Genomic DNA, 16,121 nt, shown 5'->3' on the forward strand with positions numbered 1-16,121 from the left:
TCATTGAAAACAGCCCACTTTGATGGGCTGTTTTTTTATCTGTTAACTTAGCCTAATACTGCAGGCATGGGTATAAATTTAGCCATTATGATTGGTGTAACTCTAGCCCAGCGATTTGATGCCAATAACCGTTGCACTGGTGATCGGATATAGTAATGGGCTTATTGCCCTGCTCATTGGCCTTGAACGCATCAAGTTGGTTCAGTGTTTCAATCCCGAGAGGGCTGAGACGTATCACGTCTACTAAACCTTGCATCGACGGAATATCATTGCCTAGGTTATAGCAATAACCGGACTGGGTTTGGATTCCATTGAGGTTGAAGACCGTTTGTCCTTCTTGGCTATCGACTTTAAGGCCGGTAGGGTATTTTATACAACAGGTCTCGCATTCATCTTTGGCTCTGTTTTCTGCGCGGGCGGTAAAGCAACGCGCAGAGTAAGCTAATGGCAAATAGCCGTGACTGAATACCTCTACTTCAAATTGATGGCGTATGCCAATCTCCTGACATTGATCTAAGGTTTTCGCTAACCAGTCTCTGGACAGTTCAACGGGCATACACCAACGAATCATCCCTTGCTTGAGAAACAGCTTTAGAGTGTGGGCGTTGTACGTATTAACGGCTGGACCGACGACAAACGGAACCTTTTTTTGTTGTGCCAGTTGAATGGCTGATACATCGTTTGCTTCAATGGCAAAGTCACCATTGTCGATGTATTTTTTCATGATGTTCACTTCGCTCGGTGCTTCTAAAAGCGCCATAGTGGATAACACCACTTGCTTACCGGATGTTGAGAGCTCTTTGGCCATATCAAACCAGTGCTGAGCCTTTAACTCTCTTCGTTTAGAACACACTGATTCACCGAGATAGATGATGTCAGAGGAGGAGTGCTTCGCTTGTTGATAAAAGCTTTCGACGTCTTGTTTTGGCCAGAAATACAGTAATGGCCCTAATGAGTACTTCATAGTTACTTTTTTCCTACTGCCATTTACGATGATAGGCGCCAAGGGTGGTTTGTGTCCCTTCGGATACATTAGCGAGCGCTTTATCCCATTGTGGTTGAACCTGATAATTATTAGGGTTGCTTTGATACGCATCGATTGCCGCTCGCCAAGTGCGGGTAACTTGCTCTACATAGGCGGGACTACGTTGACGTCCTTCGATTTTTACCGAAGCCACATTGGCGGCAAATAACTCTGGCAGTAGCGATAACGTATTGAGGCTAGTGGGTTCTTCTAAGGCGTGATACAGCTTAGTTTCCCCGTCCACATCGGCATTAAAGCGGCCTTTGCAAAGGGTTGGGTAGCCCGCGTTTTCATCTTTTGCGTAGCGATCAATTAAGATCTCATTGAGACGAGACTCTAGGCCTGAGTCGGTTTCTTGCCAACGAACATATTTAGCCGGTGAGCATGCGCCTACAGTGTTTGGGGATTCCCCTGTCAAATAAGATGAAAGATAACAGCGACCTTCCGACATGATGCATAGACTGCCAAAGGCAAATACCTCAAGCTCAACATCAGAGGTTAAATTTCTAGAAAGTTGTTTTACTTGGTGAATCGAGAGCACTCGAGGTAATACAACTCGCTTAATATTGAAGTTACTGTGATAGTAATCTACAGCAGCCACGTTAGTCGCAGAGGCTTGAACTGAAAGGTGCAGTTCAAGTTCAGGGTAATGTTTTGCAGCATATTCTAAGATAGCAATATCGGCCACAATGAGGGCATCAATACCATTTTGTGCTGCCATATCTACAGCGTTGGTCCAACGTTCAAATCCTGATGGTTGGGCGAAGGTATTTAGGGCAACATGAATTTTTTTGTTCGCGTTGTGTACGTATTGCACAGCTTTTTCAAATTTTTTGCCGTTGAAGTTTAAACCAGCAAAGTGGCGAGCATTGGTGTCGTCTTTGAAGCCGACGTAAACAGCATCAGCGCCACAATCAATAGCCGTTTTCAGTGCGGGTAAGTTGCCCGCAGGGCAGAGTAGTTCCATAATTCTGATCGTTCACAGGGAAAACAGTCCGATATTGTAGCGACATGTGTTAAATCGGTAATTGATATGAGGCAGTTTTGTCATGCATTTGTGTGATTATTCATCGTGAAATACTGGACTTTGACCGAACTCAGTTCATTTATTTTTATAATTCAGTATCATGTATTAGATTTTATTGATGAGAGAAGCAAACGTGCTCGAAAAAGTCAGACAACAATTGGTCGTGAATGCCGCGACTATTTTTAGGGTACCCGCTAAATTAATGCCGGCGAAGATACGCAGTATGACTCTACTAGAGGCGTTAAAGTTAGTATTTAAAGAAGCATTAGAAGATGGTGACTTTGAGTTTCTCGAAGGTCAGTGGCTTAAAGTGTCGGTAACCGATATGGATTTAAGCTGGTTTATTAGTTGCGATGACGGTCAGTTATTAGTTAGTACCGTTCAACAAGAACACCATGTGAGTTTCAGTGGTTCACTTAATGACCTCGTACTTATCGCGGGCAGAAAAGAAGATCCTGATACGCTCTTTTTTCAACGCCGCTTGAGCATTGAAGGGGATACTGAACTAGGGTTAGAAGTTAAGAACCTGATGGATAGTGTGGATCTGGATGCACTACCAAAAACCGTGCGGACTGGCTTGGAGCAGTTAGCGACTTTTGTAGCGAAAGGCGTACAGACTTCAACAGACTTACACACTACTGCAGTGAGAGAGACGGGCAATGCTTATTAGAACAGAAGCACCGGCGGATAATTTAGGAATATTAGCATTATTAGAGCACGCTTTTCCTACGGATGCCGAAGCTAAACTGGTGAACAGCCTACGTGAAAATGGCAATATTACATTAAGTATTGTAGCCAGTGATGAGCAAGGAAAAGTTATCGGTTGTGCGCAGTTTTCTCCTGTGACGTTATCTGGAAATGACTATGGTTGGCAGGGGCTGGCTCCAGTAGCGGTTCATGAAGATTATCGAAACCAAGGCATTGCAGAGCGCATGATCAAAGAGGGGCTGGACTCATTATTAGAGTTTGGTTACTCGGCATGTGTCGTGCTAGGGGATCCTGAATATTACTCTCGCTTTGGCTTTGCCTGTGCGGAAAAAAACCGTTTCCGTTGTCAGTGGGACCTCCCCGTTGGCGTATTCCAAGTGTTAGATTTAACTGGCGACAGCTTTGATGGTCAGTCTGGCTTAATTGAATATTGTGAAGAATTTGACCAGTTCTGAGGCGATTGTGGACCCAAGCTCTTATAGCGCTTTACTTTCCGAAATGGGTATCGAACAGTGGCAATTGTTGCATCCAGAGCGTTTGCAAGGATACCAGCTGCCTGCTATTGAGTTGGATGAGTCGGTTAAATTGCTGTTGGTGTCTCCGCAGATCCCTTGTGGGCATTATGCTGAATTTTTGCAAAAGGTGCTCAAGGCAATGAATTTGCAGTTGAGTGATTGCCGTCATCTCTATCCTCACCAGTTCCAGCAGTTAACTGCCCATCGTTTGCAATGGTTATGGTTTAGTGACTGTGAGGTGGCATCTGTGGATGGGGTGCGTGTGATTCACTCTCCAGCACTGTCAGATATTGACGGTCATAATCAGAACCGTCGTCAATTATGGAATCAAATACAAGCCAATGTTTAATCTTACCCCGTTAACACCATTGCATCTTGAGCAAGTATGGCAAATTGAGTCGAAAGCCCATTCTCACCCATGGAAGCAAACCATGATTGACGATCTCGACAGTCGTGGTGCTATGCATTTTGCCTTTGAGCAAGATCAGAACGTAGTGGGTTACTTTTATGCACAAAATATTGTGGGAGAGGTGACTTTACTGAACATTGCGGTGGATCCACACAGGCAAGGGCAAGGTATTGGTGGTCAACTCATCGAGCAATTCATTGAGTTATGCGAGCAGCGCGGTGCGGAAAGTATTTGGTTAGAAGTACGAGAGTCTAATCAAATCGCCCAGTCGTTATACCTTAATGCTGGTTTTAACGAAGTGGATCGACGCCATAATTACTATCCTACCCATTCAGGACGCGAAGATGCAATTATAATGAGTTATCTCTGCTTATAGTTATTGCACTCACTGCCATTATATTAAGGTGGCGGTGACGTTTCTTTATTCCGCTATTCATGCCTCCCCCATTAACTCAACCCTCACTCTAAACCTGCAAACAATAGTGATAATCATTCTCTATGAGTTTACTTGATCTAGATCAAGCAAGCGTTAAGTAGTAATTTAAATGCTTCTTTATAGGGCAGCGAGGCACTAAAATTCACGCCATATAACATGTATATCAAATATAACTTTAAGTGAGGCCAAATGTTCTGTATTCAATGCGAGCAAACAATGCAAACCCCTGTTGCCAATGGTTGTCAGTATGCAATGGGCATGTGTGGCAAAACATCAGAGATTTCTGATTTGCAAGATGTGTTGATTTATATCCTACAAGGTGTCAGTGCGTACGCGAATGCAGCGCGCAAACTGGGTGTAGTCGATACAGATGCAGATGCTTATGTACCACAAGCGTTTTTTGCTACTTTGACTAATGTGAATTTTGACGATGCTCGTCTAATTAAATACACAGAACAAGCCCTTGCTTATAAAGCACAATTAAAAGCAGCCTATGAAGCGGCCTGCTTGGTACAAAACGTACAACCTGAAGTATTAGAAGGTGCGGCTCAGTTTACTATTGAAGCTGAAAAAGTCACATTATTGAGCAAAGCGCCAGATGCGGCTTTAAATAATGATGTGACAGAAGTGGGCGAAGACATTTTAGGTTTACGTCTATTAGCACTGTATGGTCTAAAAGGTGTTGCCGCATACATGGAACACGCACGTATTCTTGGTCAGCAAAAAGAAGACGTTTCAGCAGAATTCCATCGCATCATGGCTCGTCTGGGTGAAAACCCAACTGAAATGAATGAACTGCTTGAACTTGCTATGGCGTGTGGTCACTTGAACTACAGCGTTATGCAAATGCTAGATCAAGGTGAGACCGAAGCATTTGGTCATCCTGTACCAACGAAAGTCAACATGAAGCCAATCGCAGGTAAAGCGATTCTTGTTTCTGGTCACGACCTGATTGACCTTAAATACATCCTTGAGCAAACTGCGGGTAAAGGCATTAATGTTTACACTCACGGTGAAATGCTTCCTGCACACGCATACCCAGAGCTTGGTGGTAAACACCCTCATCTAGTAGGTAACTACGGTAGCGCATGGCAGAACCAACAAAAAGAATTTGCTAATTTCCCTGGCGCAATCGTAATGACATCTAACTGTCTGATTAACCCAGAAACTAATGGTTATGCTGACCGTATGTTCACTCGTAACATCGTAGGCTGGCCTGGCGTTCTGCATCACACGGGTCATGATTTCTCTGCAGTTATCGACAAAGCACTAGAATGTGAAGGCTTCAAGTTTGATGAGATCCCTCTTTACACAACAACTGGCTTTGCCCGTAACGCTTTAATGGAAGCCGCACCTGCAGTTATCGAGCAAGTGAAAGCCGGTAACATTCGTCACTTCTTCCTTGTTGGCGGTTGTGATGGTGACAAAAAAGAGCGTAACTACTTTACTGAATTCACTAAAGCTGCACCTCAAGACACATTAATCCTGACTCTAGCGTGTGGTAAGTTTAAGTTCAACGACCTAGATTTCGGTGATGTAAACGGTATTCCTCGTCTATTAGATGTGGGTCAATGTAACGACGCATACTCTGCAATTCAGCTAGCGCTTGCACTGGCTGAGACTTTTGAGTGTGGTGTAAACGAACTGCCTCTATCTCTAATCCTATCTTGGTTTGAGCAAAAAGCGATTGCAGTACTGCTTACTCTGCTTGCGCTAGGCATTAAAGATATCCGTGTAGGCCCAACGGCTCCAGCGTTCTTAACTGAGAACCTTCTAAACCACCTACATGAGCAAACAGGTCTACGCTTGATCACTACGGTTGAGCAAGATCTTGCTGACATCCTAGGTTAATTTAGATCCCCAAAAATATAAAGAGGAGCTTAGCTCCTCTTCTTTGACTGCAAATAATGAGTTTTAAAGATGCAACTGACTTGTACCGACATTCGCAAAGACACCTGTGACGTAACCACATACTGGTTTGAAGCAAACAGTGAGATGGATTTTATTCCTGGACAATTTCTACCTTTAGAAGTTGATATTGATGGCGAAACCCATCAACGCTGTTATTCATTGGCCTCTTTACCTGGCGACAAGCAGTGCAGTTTGACCATTAAACGCGTAGCTGGTGGACGAGTATCCAACTACCTAGCGGATCGTTTTTCTGTAGGAGATACGCTCAATAGTGGTCTTGCAGCTGGGGATTTTAATCTTAATTTAGTCAATCAACAGCCTTTACTCATGCTCAGTGCCGGTTGTGGTATTACACCTGTATATTCCATGTTACTGGCCCGTTTAGCCGATGAGCCATTAGCGGATATCGTGTTTATTCATAGCGCAAGCACGCCAAACGATCGTATCTATGTGGCAGAGCTTGAAGCTTTAGCCGCCAAGCACTCAAACTTACAATTGATTTGGTCAGTGAGTCGTGATGATGAGAACAATTTGTATAGTGGACGTCTCTGTCAGGAGTTGTTGCAGTCACAGGTAAGTGATGTTGCTTCACGAAGCGTACTGATGTGTGGCCCTAATGCTTATATGGAATCGGCTAAAGCTTGGTTTGATTCTCTTGGGGTTAACCCTCAGCGTGTTTTTCATGAGCAGTTTAATGCGGTGATTGAAAAGTCGGCGGTAGCGGGTGGCGATAGTACTCATACATTAAGTGTTAACGGCAGTGAAGTGAGTATTGCTGAAGATGAAACGGTATTGGAAGCACTAGAAAAAGAAGGACTTCCCATTTTTGCAGCTTGTCGCGCTGGTGTGTGTGGCAGTTGTCGCTGTAAGGGTGATAAAGAGAAGCTACTGAGTTCTACAACCGGTCCTCTTAGCGCAGATGATATAGAACAAGGGTACTTTTTAGCCTGTGCAAGCCAAGTAAAAGATGACATGTTTGTTGAAATTGGCTGATAATTAGACTTTTATTGTAAAGGCTCAACCTAAGGTTGGGCCTTTATTGTATAGATAGATTGTGAAATGGCGTAGAATCAGCGAAAATAGCGCCAATTTTCGCCAGTGCACCAACCAAAAGAATTCGATCATGACAAATAGTCCATTTCAGCAAGAAGTGAGCAAACGCCGTACGTTTGCGATTATCTCTCACCCGGATGCGGGTAAGACGACCATCACCGAAAAAGTATTATTATTTGGCAACGCTATCCAAAAAGCGGGTACGGTAAAAGGTCGTGGTTCTAATCAACATGCCAAGTCAGATTGGATGGAGATGGAAAAAGAACGTGGTATCTCGGTAACGACCTCTGTGATGCAATTCCCATTTAATGGTTGCTTAGTTAACCTTCTCGATACCCCAGGACACGAAGATTTCTCGGAAGATACTTATCGTACTCTGACGGCTGTTGATTCATGTTTGATGGTGATTGATGCGGCGAAAGGTGTCGAAGATCGTACGCGTAAATTGATGGAAGTGACGCGTTTACGTGATACACCTATCGTTACTTTCATGAACAAATTGGACCGTGATGTTCGCGATCCAATGGAAGTGCTTGATGAAGTTGAAAGCGAGCTTAGCATGGCGTGTGCGCCAATTACTTGGCCTATCGGATGTGGTAAAGAGTTTAAAGGTGTTTATCACATTCACCGTGATGAAACGATCTTATATGAATCAGGCCATGGCCATGAAATCCAAGACGTTCGTATTATTAAAGGGTTAGATAACCCAGAGTTAGATGTCGCCGTTGGTGATGATCTAGCTGAAAGCGTTCGTGAAGAGCTTGAGCTTGTGATTGGTGCTTGCCCAGAGTTTGATCAAGAACTCTTTTTAGCGGGTGAACTAACCCCCGTCTACTTTGGTACCGCACTGGGTAACTTTGGTGTTGATCATATGCTAGAAGGTCTCACTAAGTGGGCCCCAGCGCCTCAAACTCGTGAAGCCAATGAGCGTCAAGTGGTTGCGACAGAAGAAAAGTTCTCTGGTTTTGTATTTAAGATCCAAGCCAATATGGATCCTAAGCACCGTGACCGTATTGCCTTTATGCGTATCGTATCGGGTACTTACTCACAAGGCATGAAAATGAACCATGTGCGTACGGGTAAAAACGTCAGCATCTCTGATGCGGTGACCTTTATGGCCGGCGACCGTACTCGCGCTGAGAAAGCGTACGCGGGTGATATCATTGGTTTACATAACCACGGCACCATTCAAATTGGTGATACCTTTACTCAAGGTGAGTCACTTAAATTTGCTGGTATTCCTAACTTTGCGCCAGAGCTATTCCGTCGCATTCGTCTGCGCGATCCACTAAAGCAAAAGCAATTGCTTAAAGGCCTTGTTCAGCTTTCAGAAGAGGGGGCGGTACAGGTATTTCGTCCACTACAGAACAACGATCTTATCGTTGGCGCTGTGGGTGTGTTGCAGTTTGATGTGGTTGTCGCGCGTCTTAAAGCTGAGTACAACGTAGAAGCGATTTACGAGAGCGTAAACGTAGCCACAGCGCGTTGGGTTGAGTGTGACGACGCTAAGAAGCTAGAAGAGTTTAAGCGTAAGAGCCAAAGTAACTTAGCTTTAGATGGTGGTGACAACCTTTCTTATGTCGCTCCAACTATGGTCAACTTGAACCTTGCTAAAGAGCGCTTCCCCGAAGTTGAATTCCGCGCCACTCGCGAGCACTAATAATAAAAAGCCCGTTGCACGCTTTATAGTCGCTAAAACGGGCTTTTTATACCAAATAAAAGCAGGTATTGCTTCTCACCTCAATTTAGAACGTCCAGTTCTAGGCGTTTCATACTAATTACAGCAAGAGTATTCTCAGAAATAGCGCAGGAAAAATGCTCGAAAACAAGGCGGGATTTTTCGATAAGTTATTCTACAATCAAAAATTTCAACGCGGTTATTCGGTGTTTTAACAAGCTTGACTGATTAGAGACTGACTACACTTAATGGTATAACTATCTCTAATAGGAGAACGAGGGACTATGTGGTTTGATACTCACTGTCATCTGGATTTTGATTGCTTTCAGCAGGATTGGGCTAGTTACATAGCAAAATTTGAATCGGCAGGTATAGAACGATGTTTGATTCCGGCTGTAGGTGCTAATAATTGGCTTAAAGTTATTTCACTAGCAGAGAATAAAGGCTTCTATGCCGCTGTAGGTGTTCACCCAATGCGGGTTGCGGAAAAAACGCAACAAATAGAACAAGAGTTGCATTCATTAGATGTATTAATATCAGCCAACTTAGTGAATATAACGGCAATAGGCGAGTGCGGCCTTGATAGCCGTTTTAAGTCTTGCCTTAATGAGCAAATAAATGCTTTTGAATTTCAACTGCACCTTGCAAACAGGTATAACAAGCCAACGGTTATCCACTCAGTAAAACAGCATCACCAAATATTATCCTCAATAAAATCACTTAAAGCGAGTCATGGTGTTATCCATGCCTTTAGTGGTAATTATCAGCAGGCTAAAGCGTTTATTGACCAAGGGTTTAAAATAGGGATTGGGGGTGTGATTACTTGGCCCACTGCACAAAAAACACGCCAAGCAATAGCCAAGATACCTGTTGATAGTATTGTATTAGAAACGGACGCTCCAGATATGAGGTTGGCAGGATTGCAAGATCAGCCTAACTCTCCTCACTTATTACCATTGATTTTTAAGCAGTTAGTTTCACTTCGCTCAGAAACTCCTTCTATACTTGCAGAGCAAATATGGCAAAACAGTCTTTGTTTATTTGGTGATAAGTTTCATTTAGATACATAAAAAATAACGTGATTTTTTGTTTTGTGAAGTGAGTTGATTTATTTGTGCTCGCTTAAGATATTAGTTGCGTACAAATGTGACATCTAATTAGATTTGCCAAGTTATCAACGGTATAATTGCCTCGTTTTACACATTCTATTTAACTTTTTTTAAACACTTTGGAATAAGGAAGCCATAAACTATGAGCCTGTTTATGAGCATAGTAGGTATGCTGGTACTGATTTTAATTGCAGTACTACTATCAGATAACCGCAAAGCAATTAATGTTCGTACTGTAGCGGGTGCATTTGCAATTCAGTTCGCACTAGGTGCGTTTGTATTGTATGTACCTTGGGGTAAAGATCTTCTGAAAAGCGTTTCAGATGGTGTTTCAAGCGTAATTAACTACGGCGCTGACGGTACTGGTTTTCTTTTTGGAAGCCTAGTTAACTTTTCTGTAGATGGCATTGGCTTTATCTTTGCCTTCCAAGTTCTACCAACCTTGATTTTCTTCTCTGCGTTAATCTCAGTGCTTTACTATTTGGGAGTGATGCAGTGGGTTATCCGTATTCTTGGTGGTGGTCTGCAAAAAGCTCTTGGTACTTCTCGCGCAGAATCCATGTCTGCTGCGGCTAACATCTTTGTTGGTCAAACTGAAGCGCCACTCGTTGTTCGTCCATTCGTACCTCGCATGACTCAATCAGAACTGTTCGCAGTAATGTGTGGTGGCTTAGCTTCTATCGCTGGTGGTGTATTAGCCGGTTACGCTTCTATGGGCGTGCCAATTGAATACCTAGTTGCCGCCTCTTTCATGGCAGCACCTGGCGGTCTATTATTCGCTAAAATTATTAAGCCTGAAACCGATGAGCCTATCGACCAACTTGCTGACATGAATGCAGAAGGTGAAGATAAACCTGCAAACGTTATTGATGCGGCCGCAGGTGGTGCATCTGCAGGTCTGAGTCTTGCGCTAAACGTGGGCGCAATGCTGATTGCGTTCATTGGCCTTATTGCTCTAATCAATGGTTTACTAGGTGGTGTTGGTACTTGGTTTGGTTTTGAACACTTAACGCTAGAATTGCTTCTTGGTTACTTGTTTGCTCCTTTAGCCTTCCTTATTGGTGTGCCATGGAACGAAGCACAAGTTGCTGGTGAGTTCATCGGTCTTAAAACGGTAGCTAACGAATTTGTTGCTTACGCTAACTTTGCCCCTTACCTAAGTGAAGCCGCTCCTGTAGTGCTAAGTGAAAAGACCAAAGCGATTATCTCATTTGCATTATGTGGATTTGCTAACCTTTCTTCTATCGCTATTCTGCTTGGTGGTTTAGGTAGTATTGCACCTAAGCGTCGCGGTGATATCGCTCGCATGGGTATTAAAGCGGTTATCGCAGGTACTCTATCTAACTTAATGGCAGCAACCATTGCTGGTTTCTTCCTTTCTTTCTAAGGTTGTAGAAACAAGTTAATAACGGCGCCCTAGTGATTTTTCATTAGGGCGTTTTTCTATATAAAGTGGTATTACTTCACTCTTTTTTGAGATGCAAACCGTTTGCGTTCATATGCAACGTAACATTGTGCACGCTTCCTACTATACTATTATGCGAAGTCTATAAGATGGATCAAAATAATGAATGAAGTATTACTGGCTGTTATTGCTGGCTTTTTCGTTGGAGTATTATTCTCAGCGATAAAGTTGCCAATTCCTGCGCCTCCGGTATTAACGGGTGTGATGGGAATTGTAGGGGTATATCTCGGCGGACAGTTCTATCACTGGCTGATAGAGCGTTTCTTTTCATAAATACTTATGCCGCTGTCAATAACAGCGGGTCGGCGGTTAGGATTTATAACCGCGCGGTGACAAGGATTGCAATTGGTTATTTTACCAAGTCTTCATGGAACCAAGTCCGTTCATTGAGTCTGGACGTGTCATCATTAGCACTCTATTTACACTTAAATAGTCCCTATTAATGCCGTCAACACTATTTAAACTTTTCGGAGAAAAAATGAGCGATTTGAAAACTGCAGCTTTACGTGCACTTAAATTAATGGATCTGACCACTCTTAATGATGATGATACCGATCAGAAAGTCATCGATCTTTGCCATGCGGCAAAATCAGCGGTAGGTAATACGGCGGCGGTTTGTATTTACCCTCGCTTTGTTCCAATCGCTAAGAAGACCCTAAGAGAGCAAGGAACAACAGATATCAAAATTGCCACGGTGACTAATTTCCCTCATGGAAATGATGACATTGATATTGCAGTAGCAGAAACAAAAGCCGCAGTGGCTTATGGGGCTGATGAAGTGGATGTGGTTTTCCCATACCGTGCTTTGATGGCGGGTAACGCAGAGGTGGGCTTTGAGTTAGTGAAGCAATGTAAAGCGGCATGTGGCGATACTTTACTCAAGGTCATCATTGAAACCGGTGAGCTAAAAGAAGAAGCTCTGATTAAGCAAGCGTCAGAAATTTGCATTCAAGCTGGGGCAAACTTTATTAAAACCTCAACAGGTAAAGTGCCAGAAAATGCCACGCCAGAATACGCTCGAATGATGCTTGAAGTCATTCGCGACATGGGTGTAGCGCAAACCGTTGGGTTTAAACCCGCAGGTGGCGTACGTACTGCTGAAGATGCGGCACTTTATTTAGCGATGGCAGATGAGATCTTAGGCGATGCTTGGGCTGATAGCCGTCACTACCGTTTTGGAGCATCAAGCCTACTCACTAATTTATTAAATACCTTAGAAGTTACAGATGAGAAAGCTGATCCGTCGGCTTACTGATCATCCTAGAGGCTCGTGCTGCGATATAAGTGACACAGTGATGAGCCTTTACTTCCCATAAAAATCTAAGGTAGGGCTTATGTATTTACCTCAAGAAATCATTCGTAAGAAGCGTGATGGTGAAATTCTTACAGCGGATGAGATTAACTTCTTTATTCAAGGTGTCGCTAACAATAGGGTCTCTGAAGGACAGATCGCCGCCTTTGCCATGACGATCTTTTTTAATGAAATGACGATGCCTGAGCGCATTGCCTTAACCTGCGCAATGCGTGACTCTGGAATGGTTATCGATTGGGGGCATATGAACTTTGCTGGCCCAGTTGTTGATAAACACTCTACCGGTGGTGTCGGTGATGTGACCTCCCTTATGCTTGGTCCTATGATTGCTGCATGTGGCGGATTTGTTCCTATGATCTCGGGGCGTGGCTTAGGCCATACTGGGGGGACACTGGATAAATTAGAGTCTATTCCTGGTTACAATATTATCCCAGATAATGACACTTTTGGTCGTATTACCAAAGAGGCTGGGGTTGCGATCATTGGTCAAACGGGCGATCTGGCTCCGGCAGATAAACGTGTCTATGCCACTCGAGACATTACAGCTACCGTTGATAACATATCACTGATCACAGCTTCTATTTTGTCAAAGAAATTGGCAGCAGGTCTTGATTCATTGGTGATGGATGTAAAGGTGGGGTCGGGCGCATTTATGCCTACTTATCAAGCATCTCAAGAGCTAGCGAGTTCTATTGTTGCTGTGGCTAATGGTGCCGGTACCAAAACAACCGCCATTCTTACCGATATGAATCAAGTGCTAGCGTCATCGGCAGGAAATGCGCTTGAAGTGCGCGAGGCGGTTCGCTTCTTAACTGGAGAGTATCGTAACCCTCGATTGTTGGAGGTGACGATGGCGTTATGCAGTGAAATGCTACTGCTTGGTAAGCTGGCTGATTCTGCAGAACAAGCACGCAAAAAACTGATGACAGTATTAGATAATGGTCAAGCGGCGCAGTGCTTTAATAAAATGGTTGCAGGTCTTGGCGGGCCGACAGACTTTGTTAGTAACTATAATGAGTACTTACCGGTAGCAGAGATGATTAAACCCGTATTTGCTCAACAAAGCGGTACCATAATTAGCATGGATACTCGAGCCATTGGCATGGCGGTTGTGGAGATGGGCGGTGGCCGCAGAGTTGCCACAGATAGCATTGATTACGCTGTAGGTTTTGACAAGTTTGCTCGACTAGGGGAAACGGTTAACTCTGATAATCCGCTAGCTTTTATACACGCACGTAATGAAGAACAATGGCAACAAGCCGCCGATGCATTGCAAGCGGCCATCCATATTGGTGACAAGTCGCAGTATCAAGCGACACCTGAAGTGTATGCTCAGATACGAGCAGAAGATTTATAGGCAGGGCATAACAATGAAACGAGCCATAATTTTAGTATTAGATTCATTTGGTATTGGTGCTACTGAAGATGCTGACAAATTCGGTGATGTAGGTTCGGATACTTTAGGGCACATTGCCGAGCATTGTGCAAAAGGGTTGGCTGATTCAGATACGCGAAGCGGTCCTTTAACCTTACCTAACTTATCTCGATTGGGTTTAGGTTTAGCGGCGCAAGAGTCTACGGGGCAATTCCCTATAGGTTTGGACAGTCACGCCGACATCATAGGTGCTTACGGTCACGCAGCGGAAATTTCATCCGGGAAAGATACCCCTTCTGGACACTGGGAAATTGCTGGTGTGCCTGTGCTTTTTGATTGGGGTTATTTTACGGATAAGCAAAACAGCTTTCCGCAACCGTTACTTGATCGCATTGTTAAACGTGCTGGCCTGAAAGGCTATTTAGGTAATTGTCATGCCTCAGGGACTCAAGTATTAGATGATCTTGGGGAACAGCATATGCAGTCTGGTAAGCCTATTTTTTACACTTCTGCGGATTCGGTATTTCAAATAGCCTGCCACGAAGAGACCTATGGCTTAGATAACTTACTCACCCTTTGTCAGATTGTTCGTGAAGAGTTGGAGGGGTATAACATTGGTCGAGTGATCGCGCGTCCATTTGTGGGTGACAAAGCCGGTGAGTTTAAGCGAACCGGAAATCGTCGTGATTTATCGGTTGAGCCACCGGCCACAACAGTGCTGCAAAAGCTAGTGGATGAAAAGCAAGGTGAGGTCATTTCTATTGGTAAAATTGCCGATATTTATGCCAATTGCGGAATTACCAAAAAAGAAAAAGCCACAGGTTTGGAAGACCTGTTTAATTTAACCTTAGAGCAGGTGAAAAAAGCGGAGCATAACAGCATCGTCTTTACTAACTTTGTGGATTTTGACTCCGCTTATGGTCATCGCCGTGATGTTGCCGGATATGCCGAAGCCTTAGAGTATTTTGACGCTCGCCTTCCTGAAATACTGGCGATATTAGAACCGAATGACGTGCTTATTTTAACCGCGGATCATGGCTGTGATCCTACATGGGAAGGCACAGATCATACACGAGAGCACATTCCTGTATTGGTGTACGGGGAGAAAGTTACTGCAGGTTCCCTTGGCCGACGCTCAACCTTTGCTGATATTGGGCAAAGCTTAGCTCACTATTTTCAGACCTCAAAAATGGATTATGGAACCAGTTTCTTGTAATTGGTAAGTAACCACACAATTGCGCTAATAGGGCTTTTAGACCCTAAATAACAATAAATAAAAAGGAAAGATAAAATGGCTACTCCTCATATTAATGCAGAAATGGGTGACTTTGCAGATGTCGTATTGATGCCTGGTGATCCCCTACGAGCAAAATACATCGCAGAGACTTTTTTAGATGACGTCGTACAAGTGTGTGATGTACGTAATATGTACGGTTTTACGGGCACCTATAAGGGCCGCAAGATCTCCGTTATGGGACACGGCATGGGAATCCCTTCTTGCTCTATCTACGCGACAGAGCTTATTAAAGACTATGGGGTCAAAAAAATAATTAGAGTGGGCAGCTGTGGTGCGGTGCGTGATGATGTTAACTTGCGTGACGTGGTTATTGGCATGGGGGCGAGTACCGACTCAAAAGTGAACCGTATTCGTTTTAGAGATCATGATTTTGCCGCGATTGCCGATTATGGCATGGTGCGTAATGCAGAACGCGCAGCTGAAAAGTTAGGCATTGCTGTAAAGGTAGGTAATTTGTTCTCAGCTGAGCTTTTTTATACTCCAGATCCAAGCATGTTTGATGTTATGGATAAATACGGCATTCTGGGTGTAGAAATGGAAGCCGCTGGAATCTATGGTATTGCTGCTGAATATGGCGCTAAAGCGCTTGCTATCTGTACGGTTTCAGATCATATAAAACGTGGTGAGCAAACAACATCCGCAGAGCGCGCGACAACATTTAATGAGATGATGGAGATTGCCCTAGAGTCTGTGTTATTAGGTGATGAAGAGTAATCCATGTATAAACATTGAGTAGCACATCATTTGAGAGCAAGGAGAATGTATTTAAAATAACCGGCCAGTATGCACTGTTCTTAATGAT

General features: G+C 43.8%; 16 protein-coding genes. 14 read left to right on the plus strand and 2 right to left on the minus strand.

What is annotated here, in order from left to right; genetic code table 11:
* Positions 1 to 85: 85 nt before the first annotated feature.
* Together OCU56_RS02585 and ubiU are read right to left on the minus strand one after the other, a co-directional pair.
* A complete protein-coding gene (locus tag OCU56_RS02585) occupies positions 86 to 964 on the minus strand; it encodes a U32 family peptidase (protein WP_261874016.1) in 879 nt (292 codons plus the stop codon).
* Positions 965 to 977: 13 nt separating this feature from the next.
* Positions 978 to 1,991, minus strand: coding sequence for a ubiquinone anaerobic biosynthesis protein UbiU (gene ubiU / locus OCU56_RS02590; RefSeq protein WP_261874017.1), 1,014 nt, complete (start codon positions 1,989 to 1,991; stop codon positions 978 to 980).
* 193 nt (positions 1,992 to 2,184) lie between these two features.
* Here ubiU and ubiT point away from each other — a divergent pair, with 193 nt between their 5' ends.
* The 14 genes from ubiT (at position 2,185) to deoD (ending at position 16,033) form a co-directional block, all read left to right on the plus strand.
* A complete protein-coding gene (gene ubiT / locus OCU56_RS02595; protein WP_261874759.1) occupies positions 2,185 to 2,721 on the plus strand; it encodes a ubiquinone anaerobic biosynthesis accessory factor UbiT in 537 nt (178 codons plus the stop codon).
* Positions 2,711 to 3,214 (plus strand): GNAT family N-acetyltransferase, encoded by a 504-nt coding sequence (locus OCU56_RS02600; RefSeq protein WP_261874018.1) that lies wholly within the window; start codon positions 2,711 to 2,713, stop codon positions 3,212 to 3,214. Before ubiT ends, OCU56_RS02600 begins: the two co-directional genes overlap by 11 nt.
* A complete protein-coding gene (locus OCU56_RS02605) occupies positions 3,192 to 3,623 on the plus strand; it encodes a DNA polymerase III subunit psi (RefSeq protein ID WP_261874019.1) in 432 nt (143 codons plus the stop codon). The genes OCU56_RS02600 and OCU56_RS02605 overlap by 23 nt, the downstream gene beginning before the upstream one ends.
* The gene (gene rimI / locus OCU56_RS02610) at positions 3,616 to 4,059 is read left to right on the plus strand and encodes a ribosomal protein S18-alanine N-acetyltransferase (RefSeq protein ID WP_261874020.1); all 444 of its coding nucleotides are present in this window, start codon (positions 3,616 to 3,618) and stop codon (positions 4,057 to 4,059) included. The genes OCU56_RS02605 and rimI overlap by 8 nt, the downstream gene beginning before the upstream one ends.
* A gap of 249 nt (positions 4,060 to 4,308) precedes the next feature.
* A complete protein-coding gene (gene hcp / locus OCU56_RS02615; protein WP_261874021.1) occupies positions 4,309 to 5,970 on the plus strand; it encodes a hydroxylamine reductase in 1,662 nt (553 codons plus the stop codon).
* A 69-nt stretch (positions 5,971 to 6,039) separates the two neighbouring features.
* Complete coding sequence (locus OCU56_RS02620; protein WP_261874022.1) at positions 6,040 to 7,023, plus strand: flavin reductase family protein; 984 nt, start codon at positions 6,040 to 6,042, stop codon at positions 7,021 to 7,023.
* Between the two features lie 130 nt (positions 7,024 to 7,153).
* Positions 7,154 to 8,743: a peptide chain release factor 3 gene (prfC, locus tag OCU56_RS02625; RefSeq protein ID WP_261874023.1), complete on the plus strand. Its 1,590-nt coding sequence runs from the start codon at positions 7,154 to 7,156 to the stop codon at positions 8,741 to 8,743.
* 302 nt (positions 8,744 to 9,045) lie between these two features.
* Entirely contained in the window at positions 9,046 to 9,831 is a 786-nt protein-coding gene (locus tag OCU56_RS02630) for a TatD family hydrolase (RefSeq protein WP_261874024.1), read from the plus strand.
* Between the two features lie 181 nt (positions 9,832 to 10,012).
* On the plus strand, positions 10,013 to 11,257 hold the full coding sequence (locus OCU56_RS02635) for a NupC/NupG family nucleoside CNT transporter (protein ID WP_261874025.1): 1,245 nt from the start codon (positions 10,013 to 10,015) through the stop codon (positions 11,255 to 11,257).
* Positions 11,258 to 11,437: 180 nt separating this feature from the next.
* Positions 11,438 to 11,608, plus strand: coding sequence for a XapX domain-containing protein (locus OCU56_RS02640; protein ID WP_261874026.1), 171 nt, complete (start codon positions 11,438 to 11,440; stop codon positions 11,606 to 11,608).
* Positions 11,609 to 11,813: 205 nt separating this feature from the next.
* The gene (gene deoC / locus OCU56_RS02645) at positions 11,814 to 12,590 is read left to right on the plus strand and encodes a deoxyribose-phosphate aldolase (protein WP_261874027.1); all 777 of its coding nucleotides are present in this window, start codon (positions 11,814 to 11,816) and stop codon (positions 12,588 to 12,590) included.
* Between the two features lie 79 nt (positions 12,591 to 12,669).
* The gene (gene deoA / locus OCU56_RS02650; RefSeq protein ID WP_261874028.1) at positions 12,670 to 14,004 is read left to right on the plus strand and encodes a thymidine phosphorylase; all 1,335 of its coding nucleotides are present in this window, start codon (positions 12,670 to 12,672) and stop codon (positions 14,002 to 14,004) included.
* Between the two features lie 13 nt (positions 14,005 to 14,017).
* A complete protein-coding gene (locus tag OCU56_RS02655) occupies positions 14,018 to 15,238 on the plus strand; it encodes a phosphopentomutase (RefSeq protein WP_261874029.1) in 1,221 nt (406 codons plus the stop codon).
* Between the two features lie 75 nt (positions 15,239 to 15,313).
* Complete coding sequence (gene deoD / locus OCU56_RS02660; RefSeq protein ID WP_261874030.1) at positions 15,314 to 16,033, plus strand: purine-nucleoside phosphorylase; 720 nt, start codon at positions 15,314 to 15,316, stop codon at positions 16,031 to 16,033.
* The last annotated feature ends 88 nt before the right edge of the window (positions 16,034 to 16,121 follow it).

This window comes from Vibrio rarus (genome assembly GCF_024347075.1).
GTDB lineage: Bacteria > Pseudomonadota > Gammaproteobacteria > Enterobacterales > Vibrionaceae > Vibrio > Vibrio rarus.

What these genes read in the sequence shown, in the direction of transcription:
- prfC (WP_261874023.1), top strand. Translation starts at nt 7,154, where the DNA reads ATGACAAATAGTCCATTTCAGCAAGAAGTGAGCAAACGCCGTACGTTT.
- ubiU (WP_261874017.1), bottom strand. Translation starts at nt 1,991, where the DNA reads ATGGAACTACTCTGCCCTGCGGGCAACTTACCCGCACTGAAAACGGCT.
- deoC (WP_261874027.1), top strand. Translation starts at nt 11,814, where the DNA reads ATGAGCGATTTGAAAACTGCAGCTTTACGTGCACTTAAATTAATGGAT.
- hcp (WP_261874021.1), top strand. Translation starts at nt 4,309, where the DNA reads ATGTTCTGTATTCAATGCGAGCAAACAATGCAAACCCCTGTTGCCAAT.
- OCU56_RS02635 (WP_261874025.1), top strand. Translation starts at nt 10,013, where the DNA reads ATGAGCCTGTTTATGAGCATAGTAGGTATGCTGGTACTGATTTTAATT.
- OCU56_RS02640 (WP_261874026.1), top strand. Translation starts at nt 11,438, where the DNA reads ATGAATGAAGTATTACTGGCTGTTATTGCTGGCTTTTTCGTTGGAGTA.
- OCU56_RS02600 (WP_261874018.1), top strand. Translation starts at nt 2,711, where the DNA reads ATGCTTATTAGAACAGAAGCACCGGCGGATAATTTAGGAATATTAGCA.
- OCU56_RS02585 (WP_261874016.1), bottom strand. Translation starts at nt 964, where the DNA reads ATGAAGTACTCATTAGGGCCATTACTGTATTTCTGGCCAAAACAAGAC.
- OCU56_RS02630 (WP_261874024.1), top strand. Translation starts at nt 9,046, where the DNA reads ATGTGGTTTGATACTCACTGTCATCTGGATTTTGATTGCTTTCAGCAG.
- rimI (WP_261874020.1), top strand. Translation starts at nt 3,616, where the DNA reads ATGTTTAATCTTACCCCGTTAACACCATTGCATCTTGAGCAAGTATGG.
- deoD (WP_261874030.1), top strand. Translation starts at nt 15,314, where the DNA reads ATGGCTACTCCTCATATTAATGCAGAAATGGGTGACTTTGCAGATGTC.
- OCU56_RS02655 (WP_261874029.1), top strand. Translation starts at nt 14,018, where the DNA reads ATGAAACGAGCCATAATTTTAGTATTAGATTCATTTGGTATTGGTGCT.
- OCU56_RS02620 (WP_261874022.1), top strand. Translation starts at nt 6,040, where the DNA reads ATGCAACTGACTTGTACCGACATTCGCAAAGACACCTGTGACGTAACC.
- deoA (WP_261874028.1), top strand. Translation starts at nt 12,670, where the DNA reads ATGTATTTACCTCAAGAAATCATTCGTAAGAAGCGTGATGGTGAAATT.